The sequence below is a fragment of the Xenorhabdus budapestensis genome (assembly GCF_017743015.1).
Taxonomy (GTDB): Bacteria; Pseudomonadota; Gammaproteobacteria; order Enterobacterales; family Enterobacteriaceae; genus Xenorhabdus; species Xenorhabdus budapestensis.
Genome location: NZ_CP072455.1, coordinates 3,605,590 through 3,629,852, shown reverse-complemented (window position 1 = coordinate 3,629,852; position 24,263 = coordinate 3,605,590). Strand labels below are relative to the sequence as shown.

Below are 24,263 nucleotides of genomic sequence, written 5' to 3'. Positions count from 1 at the left end.
CTTGTATAACTTATTGTTTTTAATGATTTATATAATTAATTTCAAATTCTTCTTGTTATCTGAGCTTGAAACTTTCAGGTTTTATCCCCATTTGATTACCATCTTCCGATTTTACATATCTGAACTGGATTTAGATTGAGGTAATAAATGAGCATGAAAGATCAGGAAACCCGTGGATTTCAGTCTGAAGTCAAACAACTATTGCAATTGATGATCCACTCTCTCTATTCCAATAAAGAAATTTTTCTCCGCGAGCTGATTTCAAACGCATCAGATGCCGCTGATAAATTACGCTTCCGGGCGTTATCTGCGCCTGAATTGTACGAGAATGATGCTGAACTGCGCGTTCGCCTGGCTTTAGATCAAGAGAAGAAAACCATTACCATCAGCGATAATGGTATTGGTATGACCCGTGATGAAGTGATCGATAATTTGGGAACGATTGCAAAGTCCGGTACTAAGGCATTTCTTGAATCTATCGGTTCTGACCAGGCTAAAGATAGCCAGTTGATTGGACAATTTGGTGTTGGTTTTTACTCCTCCTTTATTGTTGCTGATAAAGTGACCGTACGTACCCGTGCGGCAGGTGCGAAGACAGAACAAGGTGTATTCTGGGAATCGACCGGTGAAGGTGATTACACTGTTGCAGATATTGAAAAGACAGATCGTGGTACAGAAATTACTCTGCATCTGCGCGAGGGGGAAAGCGAGTTCCTTAACGACTGGCGTCTACGTTCTATCATTGGCAAATATTCTGATCACATTGCTTTGCCTGTTGAAATTGAAACCCAAACTAAAAACGAAGAAGACGATTCAGTTACTGTCGCATGGGAAAAAATCAATAAAGCTCAAGCCTTGTGGACTCGTGGTAAAGCTGAAATCAGCGATGATGAGTATAAAGAATTCTATAAACACATCTCTCATGATTTCACTGATCCTCTGAGCTGGAGCCACAATCGTGTTGAAGGTAAGCAGGAATACACCAGCTTACTGTATATTCCTTCTCAAGCCCCATGGGATTTGTGGAACCGTGAACATAAACATGGCTTGAAACTGTATGTGCAGCGTGTATTCATCATGGATGAAGCAGAACAATTCATGCCAAATTATCTGCGTTTTGTCCGTGGTCTGATTGATTCCAACGATCTGCCATTGAACGTTTCTCGAGAAATTCTGCAAGATAGTTCAATTACCCGTAATCTGCGCAGTGCATTGACTAAACGTGTATTGCAAATGTTGGATAAACTGGCAAAAGATGACGCAGAGAAATATCAGACTTTCTGGCAGCAGTTTGGTCTGGTGTTGAAAGAAGGCCCGGCTGAGGATGGCGGAAACAAAGAAGCTATCGCTAAATTACTGCGTTTTGCAACCACTTACAATGACAGCTCATCACAAACTGTTTCTCTGGAAGAATACATCAGCCGCTTGGCTGAAGGTCAGGAAAAGATTTACTACATTACGGCTGATAGTTATGCTGCGGCGAAGAATAGCCCACATCTGGAACTGTTCCGTAAGAAAGGCATTGAAGTTCTGCTGTTGTCCGACCGTATTGATGAATGGATGATGAGCTATCTGACTGAGTTCGATGGTAAATCATTCCAGTCAGTTAGTAAGGCTGATGAATCCCTTGATAAACTGGCTGATGAGAACAAAGCCGAGCAGGAAGAAGAAGATAAGAAACTAGAGCCATTTATTGAACGCGTGAAGACACTGCTTGGTGAACGTGTGAAAGAAGTTAAACTGACTCATCGATTGACTGATACTCCGGCGATAGTCACCACTGATGCCAACGGAATGACGACTCAAATGGCAAAACTGTTTGCAGCAGCAGGCCAGTCAGTGCCAGAAGTTAGTTATAACTTTGAACTGAACCCGGAACATAATTTGGTGAAAAGAGCGGCTGACATTCAGGATGATGCTCAGTTTGCTGACTGGATAGAATTACTGCTGGATCAGGCGCTGTTTGCTGAACGTGGAACATTGAATGATCCAAACCAATTCATTCGTCGTATGAATCAATTATTATTAGCTGAACAAGCGTAATTTCGCTGAAATTATGACAATAAACCACGCTTCAACCGAAAATTGAGCGTGGTTTATTTTTTGATGAAAGCGAAAACGTTTACCTGTTTTCTTGAGCCATCCCCCATTCCAATGGTATGGTGGTTCGTTTTCTTTTAAAAATACGAAAAGCAAATAGCAAGGGGATTTACGCGATGCGTATTATTCTGCTGGGCGCGCCAGGCGCCGGTAAGGGGACTCAGGCGCAATTTATCATGGAGAAATTTGGGATCCCCCAGATTTCAACAGGTGACATGTTGCGTGCCGCAGTAAAGGCAGGCACCGAGTTAGGTTTGAAAGCAAAAGAATTGATGGATAATGGCAAACTGGTCACTGACGAGCTGGTGATTGCCTTGGTTAAAGAGCGCATCAAACAAGATGATTGCCGTAATGGATTCTTGTTGGATGGGTTTCCACGTACCATTCCTCAGGCTGATGCTATGAAAGAAGCGGGTATCAAGGTTGATTATTTGCTGGAGTTTGATGTTCCAGACGAAATTATCGTTGAACGCATTATTGGTCGTCGTGTACATGCACCATCAGGCCGTGTTTACCATATCAAATTCAATCCACCAAAAGTGGAAAACCACGACGACATTACAGGCGAAGAATTGACCATTCGTAAAGACGATCAGAAAGATACAGTTCATAAACGCCTGGTTGAATACCATGCACAAACAGCACCTTTGGTTTCTTATTACCAACAAGAAGCTCAGAACGGTAATACAAAATACTTCAAACTTGATGGAACCCGTCAGGTGTCTGAAGTCAGCGAAGAATTAGCCAGAATTCTGGGTTAATCATACAGTCGGTTCTTGATTCATTTTAATCCTGAACTGCCAGAGCGGGCGGTGTGAATACCGCCTGACTTTTACCTCATATACCATGAGACTCTCGCCCCATAAAATGTAATATGTGACTATCATAGTGTTTTATTTTAGATTACCAGTCATTTTGATGGAGTGTTGAGGAATGAGTAATCGCAATTATGGTGTTCTATTGGTCAATCTTGGCACGCCAGATGAACCTACACCAGCAGCAATCAGACGTTATTTGGCGAAATTCTTAAGTGACCGACGGGTGGTAGATATCCCTGCATTGATTTGGAAGCCATTCTTACACGGTGTTATTCTTCCCTTCCGTTCTTCCCGTGTCGCTAAACTATACGAAGAAATCTGGACAGAAGAGGGATCTCCTTTACTGGCTTATAGTATTCGTCAACAAAAACGCTTGAGTGAAAAGCTGAGTAATATTCCTGTGGTTCTGGGGATGACTTATGGCTCACCTTCTTTACCTCAGGCAGTGGATACTTTGTTACAGCAACGTGTTGATCATTTCATCATACTTCCTCTTTATCCCCAATATTCCAGTACAACATCGGCAGCTGTATTTGATAGTATCAGCAAAATATTGCAGGGATATCGTACTATTCCTCATCTGCATTTTATCCGTGGTTATGCAAGGCACCCTGCTTACATTGCTGCGCTAAAGGAAATAGTAGAGCAAAGTTTTGAAAAACATGGTCAGCCTGACCGCCTTATTCTTTCTTACCATGGAATTCCTGAACGTCTGGTGAAAATGGGGGATATTTATCCAAAAGATTGCCTGGCAACGACTGAGCTTTTGTCGCAAATGTTGGATTATCCGGCAGATAGAATTATGATGACCTACCAATCACGTTTTGGTCGTTTGCCGTGGTTAACACCCTTCACGGATAAGACAATGGCATCGCTGCCAAAACAAGGTGTGAAACATGTTCAGGTATTATGCCCGGGGTTTGCATCTGATTGCCTTGAGACATTGGAAGAAATTAAGCAACAGAATAAAGTTGTTTTTTTGGGTTCAGGTGGGAAAAAGTTTGAGTATATACCTGCACTTAACGATAATGAGGCACACATTTCGCTGTTCGAACAATTGATCAATAACATCGTCAGGTAATGAATTATTGGCAATCATGGATTGTTATCGGACTCCATGCTGGCAAACCCTTAGTTGATATGTATATTTTTGCTTATAGTTAACCAGCATATGTTTTGCGAGTTGTGTGATTTTTAAGGATATTGCTTCAAAATCAAAAGAATCCGTGAGTGGGAGCAGAAACTCGGCGGGCAACAATTGAGAAGCAAAATTATTTTGGATTGGAAATGTAGATAATGAGTAAGAAACCAGTTAAGCACGCAGATTTTTATGAGGAGCATGCAGATTATTATCATTCAAGGCAACAAGAAGATGAAATTGATCTGTTTGAATTGTTTTCCGTAATCTTTCAATCAAAATATTTGATTATTGCAGTATCCTTTGTATTTGCAGTAATTGGCTTTGGTATTGCATCATTCTTGCCACAAAAATGGACCAGTACGGCTGCGATGGTGCAACCAGGGTTGGAAGAGTTTCAGCCATTAAAAAACGTATTAACAGAGCTGCATGTTCTTAATCTTGAACCAAAGCTGACAGAAGAGTCGTTATATAAGCGTTTTGTTGAAAACTATAATTCACGTGTATTACGTGAAGAGTATTTGGTGGATACTGATTATTTCCGAGCACTGCTTGCCAGTAAAGACGAGATTACTGCACAGAGCAAAAGAGGCCTGATCGAACAGATTGTAAATAAAAATATTTCCTCTTCCGTGCCTAAAAAAGATAAAGATGATGAGTCTTATGAAACAACGCTCTCTTTTAGTGCCGGTACGGCGGAAGATTCTTACAAATTATTATCTGGCTATATCAAATTTGTCTCTTCAGTTGTGCGGGATCAGGTGAAAGATGAACTGGATGATATGGTGCATCAGAAGCTGGTTTACTCGAAAAAACTCTATGAGATCGATTTGGCTCGTATCACCAATATGCGTGCTACAGATATTGAACGATTGAAGTATGCGATTTCCATCGCCAACTCTGCGGGTGTCAAAAAACCAGTCTCTAATGGTGGCTCTATCATTAAGGATGATCCAGATTATTCAATTGCATTAGGTTCCGATGCGTTGCAACGAAAATTGCAGATTACTGAAGGAATCACCGATTCAACAATGATAGATGCGGATTTGCGTAACCGTCTTTTGTATATCAAGAATCTGGGAACTGTAAATATTGATAAACTTGATTTCCAGCCATTCAGATATATGCAGGAGCCTTATGAGCCAACAACGAAAGATTCACCTAAACGTCTGTTGATTCTGGTTGGTGCTGGCTTTATTGGCTTTATCCTGTCCATTATGTTTGTCCTGATGCGCCATATGGTGCGTAGTCGTCAGAAGCAGCAAACAGCTTAATATGTTTTATAAACCAATATTTTTTAGGGACTTATAATAACCGTAATTTTAGCGGCTAATGTTGTAATAACGTTGGCCGCTTTTCTTTATGGATACCATTTATGAACATCAGGTTTTTTGTTTCACTGTAGTATTGTGCCAAATGGGATTATGCTAATATGCCGCATGTTTTGGCTCTATAGCAGCAATCAATTATGAAATTCCCCGGTAAGCGTAAATCTAAACACTATTTTCCTGTCAGCCTCAGAGATCCTCTACTCCAGCCCATCAAAGAGATGATGGATACTGAAAATAATCGGGCCTATGTTGTTGGTATTGACCAAATATTGGTAGATATTGAAGCGAAAGTAGATGAAAGTTTTATTCAACGCTATAACCTGAGCCAAGGGCATTCATTAGTTATTGAGGATGATGTGGCTGAGGCACTCTATAATGAGTTAGCAGAAAATAACTTGATCAACCATCAGTTTGCAGGTGGAACTATCGGTAATACTTTGCACAATTACTCTGTTTTAGCTGATGACAAATCCGTATTACTTGGCACTATGTGCAATAACATCCAAATTGGCAGTTACGCCTATTGTTATCTCTGCAATACTTCCAGCCGTATGGATTTAAATCATCTTCAGGGGGTTAATGGTCCAATTGGCCGTTGTTTCACTTTGATAACTGAAAATGGTGAAAGAACATTCGCTATCAGCCCAGGATTAATGAATCAACTCAGTCCAGAAAATATTCCTGAACATATTATTGCCGAAGCATCGGCATTGATAATTACAGCCTATTTGGTACGTTGTAAGCCAGGTGAACCTATGCCGGAAGCGACGATGAAAGCTATCGAATATGCGAAAAAGCATAATGTCCCTGTTGTACTGACATTAGGAACTAAATACGTCATTGCTGATGATCCTCAATGGTGGCGTGATTTTCTGGCAGAGCACGTTTCTGTAGTAGCTATGAATGAGGATGAAGCTCAGGAACTGACTGGTTTTAGTGATCCTCTGCTGGCGGCAGATATGGTTTTGAATTGGGTGGATCTCGTATTGTGTACTGCCGGGCCAGCTGGATTATATATGGCGGGTTACACTGAAGAAGAGCATAAACGTCAGACTTCACATCCATTATTGCCGGGTGCAATTGCTGAATTCAATCGTTTTGAGTTTAGCCGCGCGATGCGTCAGGCTGATTGTCAGAGTCCAATGCGGGTCTATTCTCATATTGAGCCATATATGGGAGGGCCTGAGAAGATTATGAACACTAATGGAGCAGGAGATGGTGCATTGTCTGCATTGCTGCATGATATTACGGCCAATAGTTATCACCGCATGAATGTTCCTAATTCCAGCAAACATATGCGCTCTTATTTGACATATTCTTCTTTGGCTCAGGTATGTAAGTATGCGAATAGAGTGAGTTATCAGGTATTGAGCCAGCATGCTCCGCGCTTGACTCGTGGATTACCAGAAAAAGAAGATAGTCTCGAAGAAGCATACTGGGAACGTTAATAATTATTGCTCAGGAGTATCCCATTAATTTTACCGGGATACTCCATATTGCTAATAATTATGCTGCTGATGGATTGGTTGGTGAAAGTGATGATGGTGGAGTTATTGGGCAACCTGCATCATCTTTCGGTAGTACATTAGCCATAGTTTTGGCGATTTCATGTTCACCAATAATGATGTGATTGGCACCGCGTTCTGTAATGTAAGTGACTTCATCGTCATAATGAGCACGGACGATGATATTGATATCTGGTCTCATTTCCCGCGCATTTTCGACAATTTTACCCGCTTCATAACCATTTGGAATGGTCAGGAATAGTGTACAAGCGCAATCCAGTCTTGCTAATGTCATGATATCTTTTTTGGCCGCATTACCCATTACGGCACTGATGCCAGCTTCTCCTAACTCTTCAAATCCGGCACGTGTATCTTCAATGGCTACCAAGGGAAAATTTCTTTCTTGCAGATATTGGCAAAGCAGACGACCAACCCGGCCATATCCCACGACAATGGCATGACCACAAATATTGACAGGGATCTGAGTTTCTTCTTCTAATGTTTCTTCCAACAGCTGCTCTTCAATGGTTTCTGTTTTTTCCAGATAGCGATCCAGCAGGCTGAATAAAACTGGATTCAACATAATAGAAAGAATGGCTCCTGCAAGTATAAGATTACGAGCATCTTCATCCAACATGCCTAAAGTTACTCCGAGCCCTGCCAGAATAAAGGCAAACTCGCCAATTTGGGCCAGGCTGACGGAAATTGTCAGCGCAGTACGTCGCGAATGACCAAAGATCTTGACCAACAACATAGCGGCGGCTGATTTGCCAATAATTATAATGGCAAGGGTTCCTAAAATGGCAATTGGCTGTTGTAATAGGATCATTGGGTCAAACAACATGCCTACGGACACAAAGAATAGAACTGCAAAAGCGTCTCTGAGAGGCAAAGTATCTTGTGCCGCACGATGACTCAATTCTGATTCATTCAGCACCATGCCGGCAAAAAATGCTCCTAATGCAAATGAGACATCAAACAGTGTCACAGCACCATAGGCGACCCCTAATGCGATGGTAAGGACTGCAAGGGTAAATAATTCACGGGAGCCTGTACCGGCTGTTCTCGCTAAAAGCCAGGGGATAAGACGGCGGCCGACGAAAATCATCAATAAAATAAAGGCGACAACTTTGCCAATTGTAATAGCCAGTCCGAGCAGTAACTGACCTATATCTGCATTCTGATTATCTAAGATACCAGCAGATGCGGGTAGTAATACCAGAGTTAGTACCATTGCCAGATCTTCAACAATTAACCAGCCAATCGCAATCTGACCTCGTTGGCTATCAATGAGTTGACGCTCTTCCAGTGCTCTGAGAAGCACTACGGTACTGGCGGTTGACAGGCAGAGGCCAAAGACAATCCCACTGAATAATCCCCAGCCAAGTAGTTTTGATAAGCCGACTCCCAGAACGGTTGCAACGGCTATCTGTGCAATAGCACCTGGGATTGCAATTGATTTTACGGCTAATAAGTCTTTGAGTGAAAAATGCAGGCCGACACCAAACATCAGTAAGATCACGCCAATTTCTGAAAGTTCGGGTGCCAGAGAAGTATCGGCAACAAAACCAGGTGTAAAAGGTCCGGCGAGTACACCTGCCATAAGATAGCCTACTAAAGGCGAGATTCTCAGGCGCTGTGCAAACATACCGAGCAGATAGGCGAGAAGAAAACCGCCAACAATAGTCGTGATTAGAGGTGTCGAATGCTCCATCAAGGCTCCTTCTAGGTTAGATTGTTATAGATTGTATTATTAGGTGAGGTAATAATTTATTTTACAAATAATTTAAGGTAATTGCTTGAAAAATATTCTTTTATATGGAAATGCAGGCGATCTACATAAATATTATTGTAATGGTATTTTATGTAGATCTTTTCATTATTTACTCATGTTTACAAAGAGAAGTGATATTAAGAAAATAATATTTTTTAGTATCTTGTACTATTTTTCTCATTCTTCTTTTCTATATTTGGCAAGAATAGGGTAAAAATACCAAGAAGTGGTAAAAAAGCACAAATTTTGTAAACTGATTCTATGTTGGTTTTATCTGCTACATAGCCAAGTACTGCTGCACCGATGCCTCCCATACCAAATGCCAGCCCAAAGAATAAGCCCGCAACCATGCCTGTTTTGCCGGGGATCAATTCTTGTGCATAGACCAGAATGGCAGAAAATGCAGATGCCAGTATCAGACCGATAATAACGCTGAGAGCACCTGTCCAGAATAGCGATACATAAGGTAATAACAGAGTAAAAGGGGCAACGCCCAGGATAGATCCCCAGATGACATATTTACGGCCAATCTTATCACCGATTGGGCCACCAATAATCGTGCCTGTAGCCACAGCAAACAAAAATACAAAGAGATGAATCTGCGCACTTTGTACGGAAATACCGAATTTTTGGATCAGGTAAAAGGTGTAATAACTGCTGATACTGGTGAGATAGAAATACTTTGAGAAAATCAGTACCAGAAGAATGATGAATGAACGGATAATAATTTTTTTAGAGAGACGGGGATGGGGGAGCGTATTGGATATATGGCGTGAAGTGGCATGGTACTGCATTTTGTACCACTGACTGACTTGTAACAAAATGATGATAGCCAACAGAGCCGCCAGAGAAAACCATCCCACATTGCCTTTACCATAAGGCGCTATGATGATAGCCGCTAACAGAGGGCCAAGTGCACTGCCCAGATTTCCACCTACCTGAAATAAAGATTGAGCTAATCCAAGACGGCCACCCGAAGCCATTCGAGCAACCCGTGATGATTCAGGATGAAAAACAGATGAACCTGTGCCGACTAGTGCCGCGGCCAATAATATAATAGGAAAACTGTCTGCGTAGGCTAATAAAAGTAATCCGGATAGCGTAAACCCCATCCCGATAGGGAGTGAGTAAGGTTGAGGGTGTTTATCTGTATATAAGCCGATGAGAGGTTGTAGTAAGGATGCAGTAACCTGATAAGTCAGAGTGATCATTCCGATCTGGATAAAGCTAAGGGTAAATTCAGACTGCAATAGTGGGTAAATTGCTAAAATGAGCGATTGGATCATATCATTCAGGAGATGAGATAAGCTGATCGCACCCAGTATTGAGAAAGCAGTTCCCTGTGTTTTTTTCCGCGGATCTGATAATGGGATAGTCTTATTTTGCCTAATTTTGTTCATTATTTCACCCAGTCTCACCTACGTTGTGGTGGTGTTGAATTGTCATTTAATTGTTACGCCTTAATACATATTAACTTCCTAATAAAATCTTCGCTTATCTTGATATAATTTGATGCTTATCGCAAAAAAATGAAATAACACTCTATTTAATAGCCTGATTATGTAATCTTGATCGAAAAAACACCGTGTCTAACGTCGTGTCGTTATTCCATTCTGTGGTGAATATGTACTTATTCTAGTAAGGTTTCTTGTTATAAAAAAGTAACATGCCTTAAACGGGGTAGGTTTCAACATTCTTGAAAACTAATAACAGATTTATTTAAGGAACATGGAGATACCCGATGAAATTTTCATTTAAAGCGTCAGTATGTGCCCTGGTTGTTTCTCTGTCATTGTCACCGATGATCGCATCTGCTTGGGAAAAGGATAAAACGTACGATATTACAATCCTGCATACCAATGATCATCATGGTCACTTTTGGCAGAATGATCATGGAGAGTATGGTCTGGCAGCTCAAAAAACCGTAGTGGATTCTATCCGTCAGGAAGTTGCTAAAAAAGGCGGCAGTGTATTGTTGTTATCTGGCGGGGATATCAACACTGGTGTTCCTGAATCGGATATGCAGGATGCTGAGCCGGATTTTAAAGGAATGAATCTAGTGGGTTATGACGCGATGGCGTTGGGAAACCATGAATTCGATAAACCTTTGAATGTGCTCTATCAACAGGGAAAATGGGCGACTTTCCCATTCTTGTCAGCGAATATTTATCAAACCAGTACCGGCAAGCGCTTATTTAAGCCATATGTGATATTCGATAAGCAAGCTGTGAAGATTGCGGTTATTGGTTTAACTACTGATGATACAGCTAAAATAGGTAATCCGGCTAATTTCCCTGATGTGGAATTCCGTATACCTGCCGAAGAAGCAAAAAAAGTCATTGATGAACTGAAGAAAAGTGAAAAGCCGGATGTCATTATTGCAGCAACCCACATGGGGCACTACGACGACGGTCATCATGGCACGAATGCGCCTGGTGATGTGGAAATGGCACGTAGTTTACCTGCTGGTTATTTAAATATGATTGTGGGTGGACATTCACAAGATCCGGTTTGTATGTCTGCGGAAAATAAAAACTATAAACAGGTGAATTATGTCCCTGGAACGCCTTGTTCTCCGGATCGTCAAAATGGGACATGGATTGTTCAGGCACATGAGTGGGGAAAATATGTTGGTCGGGCTGATTTCCAGTTTCGCAATGGTGAATTTAAGCTAGTTCACTATCAATTAATTCCCATCAATTTAAATAAAAGGGTCAAAAAAGAAGACGGGAGCACAGAGCGTGTTTACTACACTCACCAAATTCCTCAAAACTCTGAAATGCTGAAATTGTTGACACCTTATCAGGATAAAGGGGATCAGAAATTAGGTGTCAAAATTGGATCTGTTGACGGTCAATTGGAGGGCGATCGCAGCAAAGTTCGTTTTATACAGACCAATATGGCTCACCTCGTGCTGGCAGCACAAATGGAACGGGCAAACGCTGATTTTGCTGTGATGAGTGGAGGAGGGATCCGGGATTCTATTGAAGCTGGGGATATCACTTATAAAGATGTATTAAAAGTTCATCCATTTTCTAATCAATTGGTTTATGTAGACTTCAAAGGAAGTGAAGTTCTGCCTTATTTGACTGCTGCTGCGAATATGGAAGCTGATTCTGGTGCTTATGGTCAGTTCTACAATGTCAGTTTTGTGAAAGATGGTAAAAATATCAGTGATGTCAAAATTGGTGGAAAACTACTGGATCTGAATAAAACTTACCGGATGGCAACGTTGAACTTCAATGCTATCGGTGGTGACGGCTATCCGCGAGTTGATGATTTACCGGGATATGTTAATACCGGTTTTGTCGATGCAGAAGTATTAAAAGGATACATTGAGAAACACTCTCCGCTGAAAGTGGCGGACTATGAACCGAACGGCGAAATTGCTAACAAATGATAATTGGTGAAGATTAATTATTGGTAAAAAAGACCATCGTAAGATAGATGGTCTTTTACTTACTATTGGAAACGGTGATAAATAAGCTAAAATAGGAATGGTTGAAAATAAATGGTTATCTAATTATTGAATATCATGGTTATCAGTGAATTTTTTCCTCCTTCTTTTTCCGATAGTTTTTTAAATCCATGTTTCAAGTATAATGCTATGAGTTTAGGATTGTTTTCACATTCCAAGGCAATAACTCTTCCTCCAATTAGAATTTTTGCTGTGTTAATAATATTCCTTATATAAAGAAAAATATCTTCGAATTTTATTGGTTTTTGATTGAATAAAAAGTTCTTTGCTATTTGGCCGATTAAGTAAACTTTTATCGTATTAGCGTTTTTACTGATGCCATTGAGTTTCCTGATTTTTTTTGAAATAGAAAATGAATATGCTCTCAGCTCCTTAAAAGTCAATGAAAAATAAGCAAAAATTAGCCCTTTTTTATTTAAAATTAAGTTACTTGAAAGGGTAAATGATATTGTTTTTGCTATATGGGAAGTATATCGGCATTAGATAATTGAACAAGACCCTGTTTTCAAGAAAACAGAGCCAGCTCGAAAAATTCAGTGGTAATTACAATTAGTTTTCAAATTTTGGCAATATCAGCAAATGGACAATTAAGTAGTTGGCTCAAATCAGTCGGTGCCAGTTCAATATCCAGGCCACGTTTACCACCAGAGATAAACAGAGTCGGGAGGCTTTGAGCCTGACTGTCAATGACAGTGGGAAGACGCTTTTTTTGTCCTAATGGGCTGATGCCACCCACCAGGTAGCCTGTCACTTTTTGTGCCAACTGTGGATCAGCCATATCAGCTTTTTTCGCTTTAAATACTTTGGCGATTTTTTTTAAATCCAGTTGTCCCGCGACCGGAGTAACAGCAACAGCCAAATTTTTAGGATCACCATTCAATGAAACTAAGAGGGTTTTAAAAACCTGCTTAGCATCTAACCCAAGTTTTTTAACCACTTCATCACCGAAATTATATTCATTAACATCATGTTCATAAGGATGAAGTTTGAAATTAATTTTGTGTTTTTCCAGTAGAGTAACAGCAGGAGTCATGTCGTATTTCCTGTAAAATTATCTGTATAAATAGTAACTATTAGAAATAGTTTTTATTCCTGTTCTTGTAATGGTTATTGTTGTAACAGTTTCAGTAAATTGTTTTCACCATGGAGATGTAATGCTCCGACAGCTACTAAATATTTTCCTGCGGGTAAGTCATGTAATTGTTCACTCCATTGGCGGTTACGTTCAGTCATCAAGGTCTGGTAAATAACTTCACAGAAAGTCTGTGGTAATGCTTCATTTGTTTGGTTTGGTTTGTAATTCATCCACCAGCTAATCATTGTTTGTAAAGCACGGGCGTTAGTATGCCAGTGAACCAGAGTATCCTCTAGCAGAGAGATGCCACCATTCGGTAGTTTGGCGAGTAAATTAACCTGAGTATCGGTTCCTTCCAGCTCGATAATATTTTTATCAATGGCCCTTGCACTACTCAGTAGTTGAAAATCAATGCCGTATTGGGGACGCAGTCCTAAGTATTGAGCCTGAGCGGCCTGTAGGATCAGGGCTACTTGCCATGAAGGTAATGGATCCAGTGACTCTACCGGGTGTTGGATCTCGTGGCAGTACTGCTGTAAGACACCAAAATGTTCAGCTGATAAACGTTGTGACAGTATGACCTGTTCAGGAAATATTTTTCCGAATGGTGAACCAGATTGGGTGATATCTGCTTCGACAATCAAAGAATCGCACTGCTCCAGTTGTTCCAACAGGATTTCAGAAAGTGGATACATATTTTCTGTACCCATATGGATACTACCAACAATATGTAATTGTCTATTTTTCGGCAGAGTAACGTCAAAAGCAGGATAGGGGTAATATCGTTGGGAATTCAGGCCTAATACATTGCTGAGATATGTCATTAGTTTTCCCATACTACATACTCCGGTAATTGGCGTGAATGGGTATGCTAACGCGTTAAAGGTTAACAAGAAAGTGATAAATGAAAAGCTAAACTCGGCGTTGTTTAGCTTTTCGATGTCTGCATGATTAATGTGGAATATCAGCGTTTAGTTTTAAAGTACAGTAACCGATTGGCATTACTGACCACAGTAATTGAAGAGAGAGCCATGGCAGCTCCGGCAATTACTGGATTCAATAATGTTCCGGTTAGGGGGTAGAGAATACCTGCTGCAATCGGGATACCCAGCGTATTATAGATGAATGCGCCAAATAAATTTTGTTTCATATTACGCAATGTGCCCTTGGACAATTCAACTGCGTCGGCAACACCATGCAGGCTATGTTGCATCAGGGTAATTGACGCAGTTTCAATGGCGATATCACTACCACTCCCCATGGCAATCCCCACATCTGCTTGTGCCAATGCAGGTGCATCATTGATGCCGTCACCAATCATGGCGACTTTCTTACCTTCAGACTGGAGATTCTGAATGGCTGCGGCTTTACCATCAGGTAGCACTCCTGCTATGACTTGATCAATACCAGCCTCTTTGGCTATAGCATTGGCTGTTACAGGATGATCACCTGTCAGCATGACTAAACGATAACCCTGAAGATGTAAGCGTTGCAGGGCGGAGACGGTATCCTGACGTAGTGGGTCACCTATTGAAAACAGAGCGGCCACTTTTCCGTCGACTGCCAGTATAACGGGAGTAGCACCTTTTTCTGCCTGTTTGTCCACCTGTGATTTAAATTCTGTTGTATCAATTTGATTTTGTTCGAGTAAGTTCAGATTTCCTAACAACAGTGTTGTATTACCAACATTCCCGCGTACACCAGTTCCGGCTAAAGTATGGAATTGTGTTACTTCAGGTAATTGTTGATCTTCAACTTGTTCACTTTCAACTTTCAGAAGAATGGCCTTTGCCAAAGGATGATTTGAACCGCTTTCCAGTGCACCAGCCCACAGTAATACTTGTTCTTCTGTGAATCCGTTGAAAGTTTGAATTTCAGTGATCTGTGGCATCCCTTCAGTCAATGTTCCCGTTTTATCGAAAACAAGGGTATCGAGCTGGCTGGCTTGTTGTAGGGCATCAGCATCACGTATCAGTACACCCAATTCTGCCGCTCTTCCGACACCGGAAATGATGGACATTGGTGTTGCCAGGCCGAGTGCACAAGGGCAGGCGATAATCAACACTGTGGTGATGATAACCAGTGAGTACATGATTTGGGGAGCCGGGCCGATGAAAAACCAAATTGCCCCCGCAATTAGTGCGATAGCAACGACAACAGGTACAAATATTGAGGATATTTTATCCGCCAATTGGCCGATTTCAGGTTTACTACTTTGTGCCTGACGTACCAGCTTGATAATTCTTGCCAAAGTGGTTTGGCTACCCACTGCTGAGGCTTTGAAGAGTACAGTTCCATCTTGTACTACAGTTCCCGCATGAACTGTATCGCCAATTGATTTTTGTTGAGGAACCGCTTCACCTGTCAGCATCGCTTCATCTAACCAGACTGTACCGTGGATGATTTCACCATCCACGGGAACTCGATCCCCTGTTACCAGCCGCAATGTCATATCAGGTTTAACATCAGCTAATGGCAAGGTTTTCTCACCACCTTCTATGATGATCCGGGCTGTTGGAGGTGTTAAATCCAACAATCGCTCAAGCGCTTTTGAGGAGCGTTGGCGTGCACGTTGCTCTAAGGCGTGTCCGAGATTAATTAAGCCAATAATCATAGCGCTGGCTTCATAATAAATGTGGCGCGCCTGAGGCGGGAAAATATCCGGCCATAAATTAACGCTGATAGAGTAGAGCCATGCGGCCCCCGTTCCTAGTGCAACTAATGTGTCCATTGTGGCACTGCCATTTTTCAGGCTTTGCCACGCATTGCGATAAAAATGTCCGCCAGCAAATATCATGACGGCAAGAGTAACCAGTCCGATGCTCAGCCAAATTGTATGGTTATCTGGGGTGAGCATCATATTGTCACCGATCATGCCCCAAATCATGACCGGAACCCCGACAGCCAGAGCGAGGGCTGACTGCCAGCGGAAACGGCGCATATTGGCCTGAGCAATTTGCTGCTGACGTTCCCGGCGCTCGGTTTCATCCAGAATGATTTCTGCGCCATAACCAGCTTTGATAACAGCATCGACCAGAGCATTGGGAGATGCTGTCCCCGTAACCAATGCACTTCTCTCTGCAAGGTTGACTTTGGCGTTTTCAACTCCTGTAACAGATTGCAGGGCTTTTTGTACTTTATTGACACAACTAGCACAGCTCATACCATCTAATAGAAGCTGGATACTATCATGGTCGTTTGAAGTGGATCGTATATCCGGAGTAGGATCTATTGCCGCTGCCAAAAACTCCGGTGTTTGTGAAGTAGATTCTGAGGCAGATGTTGTCAGCGGCTTATTTTTTGGGAAATAAGTTTCCCCTGCTAATTCAGCGTGATAACCCGTATCAGTAATGGCAGCAATCAATGTATCTGGAGTTACACTGCCGCTCACTTTAGCGTATTCAAGAGTGACTTCTGCTTGTTCAACACCGGGCAGATTTTCCAGTGCCTTTTTGACACTGCCGACACAGTGCATACAGGTCAAGCCCTGAAGTGCGAGAATGGTTGTTGTGGACATAATAAAATCTCCTGAAACAGAGTGATATACTTATCGTTATCCTTTTAGGCTAAACCTTCCTGCAAGGGGAAGGTCAAGGGGAAAATATGAATATCAGTGAAATTGCCCGTAAGACTGGTTTAACCAGCAAAGCTATTCGGTTTTATGAAGAGAAAGATCTGATTACTGTGCCGGAGCGGGGAGATAATGGCTATCGTTTTTACCAACAGAAGCATATTGATGAATTGGTACTCTTACGTCAGGCAAGAGAAATAGGGTTTACGATTGAAGAGTGCCGGGAGTTATTACGGTTATCCCGTAATCCCAATCGTCACAGTGTAGATGTGAAAACAGCGACACTACAAAAAGTGGCTGAAATAGAAGAAAAAATTGTGAAATTACAGCAGATCAGGGAAAAGCTATTAGCGTTGGCTGCCGAATGTCCGGGAGATGATAGGGCAGATTGCCCTATCATTGAACAACTATCTGGTTGCTATGCCAATCACGATTGATGAGATACAGGCTTAACCTTTAATGTGATCCCGTCAACGGCAATGATTTCAACTTCGGTATTGGCAGTCAATTCGCTGTCACAATAAATGCGCCAACTGCCATCAGCCAGTTTGATACGCCCATAGCCATTTTCGGTATCTGCGATTAAACGAGCGTGCAGCCCAATTAACTGCTGATTTTTCTGATTGAGCATCTTATCGCTATTGCGCGGGCGGTAACGTAGCCAGCTACGCCACGCAATGGCAGAGAGTAGTGTCAAGGCAGCAAACAGAGTGCCTTGCAGCTCCCAGCTCATTTCAGGGAAAAGCCATGTGATCAGGGCGACAATTACGGCAGCGCTCCCTGTCCACAGCAAATATCCCCCTGTTCCCAGCAGCTCTGCAATTAATAGTAACCCACCAAAACAGAGCCAAAACCAGACTGGTTGAGTGGCAATCTGTTCAATCATAGTTAGTTATCCTGAAATAGTAGTTATCCTGAAATGGTCGTTTATACCGAGCCGTTATATATCCTGCTTGCCCTTCTTGCTTTCATTGATCAACTCAGCAATGCCTCCTACAGCACCCATCAGATTACTGGCATCCAACGGCATCATGATCACTTTGCTGTTATTTGCTGTGCCAATGCTGGTCAGGGCATCGGTATATTTCTGAGCGACAAAGTAGTTAATCGCTTGCATATCACCGTCAGCAATAGCATCAGAGACCATTTTTGTTGCCCGTGCTTCTGCTTCTGCGGCACGCTCACGGGCTTCTGCTTGCAGGAATGCTGATTGACGTTCACCTTCTGCTTTCAGGATCTGAGACTGTTTTTCACCTTCAGCTTTCAGAATGGCTGCCTGACGAATACCTTCTGCTTCAAGAATATCTGCACGTTTGGTACGTTCAGCTTTCATTTGAGCATTCATTGCGGAAATCAATTCCTTAGGTGGACGTACATCGCGGATCTCAATACGGGTGATCTTCACCCCCCACGGGTTAGTGGCTTCATCAACGATTGTCAGTAAACGGCTGTTGATTGAATCGCGCTGAGACAACATTTCGTCCAGTTCCATTGAACCCAGAACAGTACGGAAGTTAGTCATGGTCAGGTTAATAATTGACAGTTCAAGATTGCTGACTTCATAGGCAGCACGTACCGGGTCGACAACCTGAATAAAGCAGACGGCATCAATGGTGACATTGGCGTTATCGCGGGAAATAACTTCTTGCGATGGGATATCCAGTACCTGCTCCATTATATTGATTCTACGGCCAATACGATCAATAAATGGTATTAGGATATGCAGCCCCGGGGTCAATGTTCGGGTATAGCGGCCGAAACGTTCTACTGTCCACTGATATCCTTGTGGAACGGTTTTCACACAAGTAAAGACGATGACAACCGCAATAATGATCAGAATGGGGACAGCCCCAAGAGAGAGTAAATCCATAATAATTCCTCTATTAGTTAATCATGGAATACAAAAAATCTCTGATTAATAGAGTAAGGAGTATACTTGACGACGATATTTAGATACCAGTGCATCTCCGGCTCCGAGTGCAGAGATAATATCCATCAACGTTTTTTTCACTTCTCCATTGCTAGCAGAGAGATCTTTTTTCAGGAAACCTAACAGCAGTTCAAGGGCTTCTTCATTACGTCCGACTTCATGTAATTTCGATGACAATTGAATCGCAAGTTCTGCATTTTCTGGCTGTGTTGCCATTTCTTGCAGAAGCTTTTGAATTTCAGGTGAATCAGCAGCTTGTTTATGTGATTCAATGGCCATCAGCAAATCATGATAACGCTGATCCTGATTTTCCAATGGAATAGTTTCCAGTATCTTTTGGGCGTCTTCTAACTGATTGAGTGAAATATGGACTTCAGCCAAGAATAAACCCAGTTCAGTATCCTGCGGATCTGCCTGATATGCTTCTTTCAACAAAGGTAAGGCTTCCAGATTTTTGCCTTCAGCAAGCAATTCACTTGCTTGTTCCAACGGCGATTTTTCATGTTGCTGCAAAAGTTGGGCAAACATTTTTCTGATGTTTTCGTCTGTCTGTAACCCTTCAAAACCATGAACCGGGCGGGCCTCACGTACAAAAAGCACTGTTGGTACGGTACGTACACCAAATTGTGCAGAGATATGACTTAATTGATCGCAATTGACCTTAGCCAGAATAAATTGCCCCGCATATTCATGTGCGAGCTTATCAAGAGTCACTTCTAACTCGTGACAATGGAGATCTTGTGGTGACCAGAAATAGAATACCACAAGCTGATTTAAGGACTGCTGAACAAGTGGAGCAATATTAGATTCATTGATGTGAACAATCTGAGCAGTGTTGCTGTTAGTATTCATTGTCGATTCCATGGGATGTCTCTCTTTAAGTGCGTTATCAGGCGATTGTCCCCTTCATTTTGCAAATATATGAATGGGTATATATGAACAATAGATAGGGATGACCTATGTCTTTTTCAATCTCAGTTTTGCCAATACACAATCTTATCGATTAGCCTCGCGGGTAACAGACGACGAAGAACCGTGATAGCGTGAGACAATAATGTTACAGGATAGCGTAACTTAGGGTTGGAGCTTTCCAGTGCATGAATTAATTTTGTGACAACATCTTCAGGAGCAAGCGTTAAACGACGTGCAAGCTCAGGATTCTCGACAGGATGGTCGCTTTCGGCCTGAGCAACGTTTTCTGTAAAACGTGTATTAATTGGCCCCGGTTCTATCAGGCTGACTTTGATCCCTGTTCTGAATAATTCCATTCTCAGAGCATCAGACCAGGCTTCGAGCGCATATTTGCTGGCAGAGTATGCACCACGGCAGGGTGTAGAAATTAATCCCAGAACAGAACTGGTTTGGATTATCCGCCCTTCACCATTGGCCCGGATGGCTGGCAATAACAGGCATGTTAGTTGATGGGTGCCAAAGAAATTAGTGGAAAATTGTTTTTCCATCTGTTCACGGGAAATGCTTTCCAACGATCCGTAAACCCCGAACCCTCCGTTATTGAATAGTCCGAACAAACGACCATTGGTTAATTCAATCACTTGTTCAGCAGCTCTTTTGACGCTTTCTTTATCATCCAAATCCAATTCTATAGGTTCTAAACCTAATTCACGCATATGTGCTAAATCAGCAGACTTGCGACAAGCAGCCAAAACACGATAACCGCGTTGATGAAGGGTTTTGGCGGCGGCTAATCCGATACCGCTGGAACAGCCAGTAATAAGAACTGCTTTTTGCATAACTTTACCTGTTAAATTACATCAGCTTACTGAAATAAATGATTTACTATTAATTAATGAATATTTTTACTTATGGGTGATATATGCTGACAGTCTATTGAACATCCAATCAGCAATAAAAGGTTGTGCGGTTTGATTGGGATGCAGCCCATCATCTTGCATCCATTCTGGCTTGATAGCAACGTGCTCCATAAAAAAGGGTAATAAAGGGATTTGATTGTGTTTTGATAAAGAAGGGTAAATTTTGGCGAAAGATTCGGTGTAGCGTTTTCCATAATTCGGCGAAATATAGATTTGCATCAATAATGGGTTAGCGTTGGCTTGCTTTATCAAAGTAATGATCTTTTGCAGATCTTGTTCTATTTGCTGGACTGGAAAACCACGTAAACCATCGTTCGCTCCGAGTTCGATCAGAACCCATTTAGGATTGTGTTGTTTCAGTAACTCAGGTAGACGTTCAAGCCCCTGTACTGCGGTATTACCGCTGATACTGCCATTAATGACGGTTATTTTATTACCTGCTTGCTGCCATTTTTTTGCCATTAGGGTGGGCCATGACTGCTCAATGGGCAGGCGATAGCCAGCACTGAGACTATCTCCCAATATAAGTAGAGTATCAGCTGCCACTACTCTGGCACTGCATAGCATCAACAAGAAAAGGAAAAGTACATGGCTGTAGAAAGTATTCTTGAAGTTCATAATCTCATTAAACATGTTGGTCAAGGGGAACAGGTAATTAATATATTGCAAGGTGTTGAGCTACTTGTCGAGCCGGCACAGACAATTGCATTAATTGGTGAGTCAGGCTCAGGGAAATCCACTTTGCTAGGCATTATTGCCGGTTTGGATGATGGTAGCTCAGGGGAAGTGCATTTACTGGGAAAGAATATCAGCCGTATGGACGAAGAACAGCGGGCACAACTGCGGGCAGAAAATGTGGGTTTTGTTTTCCAATCGTTTATGTTGATCCCTACTCTGAATGCGTTGGAAAACGTTCAGCTTCCGGCACTTTTGCGGGGAGAATCCGAAAGTCATAGTCGTCAACAGGCTAGCGAATTACTTGAACAGTTAGGATTGGGAAAACGCCTGAAACATATGCCGGCCCAACTTTCGGGCGGAGAACAGCAACGAGTTGCATTGGCCAGAGCATTCAGTACTCGCCCAAAAATTCTGTTTGCGGATGAACCGACGGGCAATCTCGACCGTCAAACTGGTGACCGTATCGCAGATCTGCTTTTTTCGCTCAACCACGATTATGCTACGACACTGATTCTGGTGACACATGATAACCAGCTTGCAGCACGTTGCCAGCGTCGTTTACGTCTGGTGGATGGAAAATTACGGGAGGAAGCATGATCTGGCGCTGGTTTTGGCGTGAATGGCGTACACCATCGCTATTGATTGTCTGGTTGTCCCTGACACTAGCTGTAGCGTGTGTATTGGCATTGGGGCGTATTGGTGATCGCATTGATCAGAGTGTCCATTATCAAAGCCGCGATTTTCTGGCCGGCGATCTGGTATTACGTGCATCGTATCCGGTTGATGGATCCTGGCTAAAGCTGGCTCAGGAAAAAGGACTGACATTAAGCCGTCAAATCTCATTTTCAACCATGACTTATGCAGGAGATACCCCGCAACTGGCTCAGGTTAAAGCAACCGATGAACGTTACCCGTTGTATGGTGAACTGGAAACTAATCCAAAGGGATTAAAACCAGAGAAAGGTTCTGTACTGGCCGACCCCCGTTTGTTGGCACTATTGAATATTAAAGTTGGGGATAACCTTGATGTCGGTGATACCACATTGAAAATCAGTGGCGAACTGTTGCAAGAGCCCGATAGTGGTTTTAATCCATTCCAGCTTTCTCCCCGTATTTTAATCAATATTGATGATGCCAGAGCGACAGGCGCAATTCAGCCGGGAAGCCGTTTGACTTATCGTTATATGTTTGTTGGTTCGCCAGAGGCGGTTCAATCATTCCGGCAACTGATCGATCCACAGTTAAAAGCGGATCAGCGTTGGTTGACACTAAAACAGGATAATGGCGCGTTGGCACAATCCATCGAACGTGCCCAACAATTCTTGTTGTTGTCGGCATTACTGACATTATTGCTGGCCGTGGCGGCGGTTGCCGTCTCCATGACTCACTATTGCCGTAGCCGACACAATCTGGTTGCGATCCTGAAAACACTGGGGGCAGGTCGTTGGGCGTTGCGTCAGTGGATCGTTGGGCAGTGGTTGGTGATATTGCTTGCAGCTACGATTGTCGGCTCCATTCTGGGGCTGGTTTTTGAATCGCTATTGATTCGGGTACTGGCCGCCATGCTACCTAAGATGTTACCGGAAGCAGGGATGTGGCCGTGGGTATGGGCGATTGGAGCGCTGTTCAGTATTGCTCTGCTGGTGGGCATTCGACCTTATCGCCAACTGATGGCAACTCAGCCCTCAAGAGTATTACGAAGTGAAGTCACCGCGTCTATCTGGCCATTACGTTATTATCTGCCTGCGGTAGCACTGCTGATTACTGGTGGATTAGTATTATTGGCAGGAACTGAGCCACTGTTGTGGTCATTGCTGGCAGGTGTACCAATTGTTGCATTGTTATTAGGCATACTGGGCTGGAGTGGTTTGTGGTTGCTGCGCCGTATTACATTTCGCCAGTTGAGCCTGCGTCTGGCGGTCAGCCGACTGTTGTGCCGCCCATTCCAGACGATGACACAATTAGCATCATTTTCACTTTCCTTCATGTTATTGGCACTGCTTATCATGGTGAGAGGGGATTTACTGGGGCGATGGCAGCAGCAGTTACCACCAGATAGCCCGAATTATTTCCTGATTAACATGACCCAGCCGCAACTTGCTCAGGTAAATGATTTATTGGCAAACTATAACGTGAAGCCAACGGAATACTATCCTGTAGTGTTGGCACGTTTAACGGAAATTAATGGGCAGTTGGCAATTGAATGGGCTGATGAAAAGCATCCCAAAAGTACAACAGTACGTCGTGAACTCAATTTAACATGGAAAAAAGAATTGCCACCGTTTAACACCCTTGTGGAAGGAAGCTGGCCGCCGAAATCAAAAGAAGTTTCCATGGAGCAGGGGGTTGCAGAGCGATTACAGATTAAGGTTGGGGATAAATTGACTTTTACCGGAGACACCCGAACTTTTGCGGTGACAGTCAGCAGCATTCGCAAAGTGGATTGGGAAAGCCTGCATCCGAACTTCTTCTTTATTTTTGCCAAAGAAACACTGGAGCACCAACCGCAAACATGGTTGACCAGCTTCCATTATGAGGGGAATGGAAGACTGTTAACGGAACTGAATCGTCATTTCCCAACAATCAGTATGCTGGATATTGGCTCTATGATTAAGCAGATACAAGGTATCTTGCAGCAAGTTAGTCGGGCGTTGGAAATTATGGTTGTGCTGGTGATGGTCTGTGGTGGATTGCTTTTATTGGCACAGATTCAGGTTGGTATGAACCAACGACAACTTGAACTGGTAGTTTATCGAACGTTAGGAGCCAGTAAAAAACTGTTGCGTCGTACATTGTGGAGTGAATTCGCCTTGCTCGGTTTTATGGCGGGTTTGGCTGCGGCATTTGGTGCCGAAATTGCACTTTGGTTGTTGCAGACAAAAGTTTTTGATTTTCCGTGGCAACCGCAGTGGCTGATGTGGCTCGTGTTGCCGATTATCAGCAGCCTGTTGCTTTCGTTGTGTGGTGGTTGGCTGGGTATCCGACTATTGCGCAGTCAGGGGAGAGCATAAAAAAGCGTGGGGCACTCTGTTC

At 42.7% G+C, this 24,263-nt stretch carries 19 protein-coding genes; 9 read left to right on the top strand and 10 right to left on the bottom strand.

Annotation, left to right across the window (positions count from 1 at the left end; genetic code table 11):
- The first annotated feature begins 153 nt into the window (after window positions 1–153).
- The 5 genes from htpG to HGO23_RS15965 all read left to right on the top strand — a co-directional run bounded on the left by htpG (window position 154) and on the right by HGO23_RS15965 (window position 6,835).
- On the top strand, window positions 154–2,043 hold the full coding sequence (gene htpG, locus HGO23_RS15985) for a molecular chaperone HtpG (protein WP_169923053.1): 1,890 nt from the start codon (window positions 154–156) through the stop codon (window positions 2,041–2,043).
- Window positions 2,044–2,216: 173 nt separating this feature from the next.
- Window positions 2,217–2,861 carry an adenylate kinase gene (gene adk, locus HGO23_RS15980; protein ID WP_209027239.1) on the top strand — a complete coding sequence of 215 codons (645 nt, stop codon included), beginning with the start codon at window positions 2,217–2,219 and terminating at the stop codon, window positions 2,859–2,861.
- A 172-nt stretch (window positions 2,862–3,033) separates the two neighbouring features.
- The gene (gene hemH, locus HGO23_RS15975; RefSeq protein WP_209027238.1) at window positions 3,034–3,999 is read left to right on the top strand and encodes a ferrochelatase; all 966 of its coding nucleotides are present in this window, start codon (window positions 3,034–3,036) and stop codon (window positions 3,997–3,999) included.
- A 215-nt stretch (window positions 4,000–4,214) separates the two neighbouring features.
- On the top strand, window positions 4,215–5,330 hold the full coding sequence (wzz(fepE), locus tag HGO23_RS15970) for an LPS O-antigen length regulator Wzz(fepE) (RefSeq protein WP_099135799.1): 1,116 nt from the start codon (window positions 4,215–4,217) through the stop codon (window positions 5,328–5,330).
- A gap of 194 nt (window positions 5,331–5,524) precedes the next feature.
- A complete protein-coding gene (locus tag HGO23_RS15965; protein WP_099135798.1) occupies window positions 5,525–6,835 on the top strand; it encodes an inosine/guanosine kinase in 1,311 nt (436 codons plus the stop codon).
- Window positions 6,836–6,893: 58 nt separating this feature from the next.
- On the opposite strand, the gene ybaL is transcribed toward HGO23_RS15965, so the two are convergent.
- Both ybaL and HGO23_RS15955 read right to left on the bottom strand, forming a co-directional pair.
- Window positions 6,894–8,606 carry a YbaL family putative K(+) efflux transporter gene (ybaL, locus tag HGO23_RS15960; protein ID WP_209027237.1) on the bottom strand — a complete coding sequence of 571 codons (1,713 nt, stop codon included), beginning with the start codon at window positions 8,604–8,606 and terminating at the stop codon, window positions 6,894–6,896.
- A gap of 215 nt (window positions 8,607–8,821) precedes the next feature.
- Window positions 8,822–10,066: an MFS transporter gene (locus HGO23_RS15955; protein ID WP_209027236.1), complete on the bottom strand. Its 1,245-nt coding sequence runs from the start codon at window positions 10,064–10,066 to the stop codon at window positions 8,822–8,824.
- A gap of 341 nt (window positions 10,067–10,407) precedes the next feature.
- Between HGO23_RS15955 and ushA the strand changes: the two genes are divergently transcribed.
- The gene (gene ushA, locus HGO23_RS15950) at window positions 10,408–12,066 is read left to right on the top strand and encodes a bifunctional UDP-sugar hydrolase/5'-nucleotidase UshA (protein WP_209027235.1); all 1,659 of its coding nucleotides are present in this window, start codon (window positions 10,408–10,410) and stop codon (window positions 12,064–12,066) included.
- A gap of 634 nt (window positions 12,067–12,700) precedes the next feature.
- Here the strand turns inward: ushA and ybaK are convergent.
- The 3 genes from ybaK to copA form a co-directional block, all read right to left on the bottom strand.
- Complete coding sequence (gene ybaK / locus HGO23_RS15945; RefSeq protein ID WP_209027234.1) at window positions 12,701–13,177, bottom strand: Cys-tRNA(Pro)/Cys-tRNA(Cys) deacylase YbaK; 477 nt, start codon at window positions 13,175–13,177, stop codon at window positions 12,701–12,703.
- Between the two features lie 74 nt (window positions 13,178–13,251).
- On the bottom strand, window positions 13,252–14,055 hold the full coding sequence (locus HGO23_RS15940; protein ID WP_099135792.1) for a TraB/GumN family protein: 804 nt from the start codon (window positions 14,053–14,055) through the stop codon (window positions 13,252–13,254).
- 128 nt (window positions 14,056–14,183) lie between these two features.
- Window positions 14,184–16,736: a copper-exporting P-type ATPase CopA gene (gene copA, locus HGO23_RS15935; protein WP_099135791.1), complete on the bottom strand. Its 2,553-nt coding sequence runs from the start codon at window positions 16,734–16,736 to the stop codon at window positions 14,184–14,186.
- An 86-nt stretch (window positions 16,737–16,822) separates the two neighbouring features.
- On the opposite strand from copA, the gene cueR reads away from it, so the two are divergent.
- Window positions 16,823–17,227, top strand: a complete 405-nt coding sequence (cueR, locus tag HGO23_RS15930; RefSeq protein ID WP_209027233.1) for a Cu(I)-responsive transcriptional regulator — start codon at window positions 16,823–16,825, stop codon at window positions 17,225–17,227.
- Here the strand turns inward: cueR and HGO23_RS15925 are convergent.
- From HGO23_RS15925 to tesA, 5 genes are all read right to left on the bottom strand, one after another.
- Complete coding sequence (locus tag HGO23_RS15925; RefSeq protein WP_209027232.1) at window positions 17,218–17,676, bottom strand: NfeD family protein; 459 nt, start codon at window positions 17,674–17,676, stop codon at window positions 17,218–17,220. The genes cueR and HGO23_RS15925 overlap by 10 nt on opposite strands.
- A 54-nt stretch (window positions 17,677–17,730) precedes the next feature.
- Complete coding sequence (locus tag HGO23_RS15920; RefSeq protein WP_209027231.1) at window positions 17,731–18,660, bottom strand: SPFH domain-containing protein; 930 nt, start codon at window positions 18,658–18,660, stop codon at window positions 17,731–17,733.
- A gap of 45 nt (window positions 18,661–18,705) precedes the next feature.
- Window positions 18,706–19,584 carry a co-chaperone YbbN gene (locus HGO23_RS15915; protein WP_209027230.1) on the bottom strand — a complete coding sequence of 293 codons (879 nt, stop codon included), beginning with the start codon at window positions 19,582–19,584 and terminating at the stop codon, window positions 18,706–18,708.
- 110 nt (window positions 19,585–19,694) lie between these two features.
- Window positions 19,695–20,471, bottom strand: coding sequence for an SDR family oxidoreductase (locus tag HGO23_RS15910; protein ID WP_099135786.1), 777 nt, complete (start codon window positions 20,469–20,471; stop codon window positions 19,695–19,697).
- Window positions 20,472–20,537: 66 nt separating this feature from the next.
- Complete coding sequence (gene tesA / locus HGO23_RS15905) at window positions 20,538–21,170, bottom strand: multifunctional acyl-CoA thioesterase I/protease I/lysophospholipase L1 (RefSeq protein ID WP_209027229.1); 633 nt, start codon at window positions 21,168–21,170, stop codon at window positions 20,538–20,540.
- Here tesA and ybbA point away from each other — a divergent pair.
- Complete coding sequence (ybbA, locus tag HGO23_RS15900; RefSeq protein ID WP_099135785.1) at window positions 21,141–21,827, top strand: putative ABC transporter ATP-binding protein YbbA; 687 nt, start codon at window positions 21,141–21,143, stop codon at window positions 21,825–21,827. The genes tesA and ybbA overlap by 30 nt on opposite strands.
- Window positions 21,824–24,241, top strand: a complete 2,418-nt coding sequence (ybbP, locus tag HGO23_RS15895; RefSeq protein ID WP_209027228.1) for a putative ABC transporter permease subunit YbbP — start codon at window positions 21,824–21,826, stop codon at window positions 24,239–24,241. Before ybbA ends, ybbP begins: the two co-directional genes overlap by 4 nt.
- The last annotated feature ends 22 nt before the right edge of the window (window positions 24,242–24,263 follow it).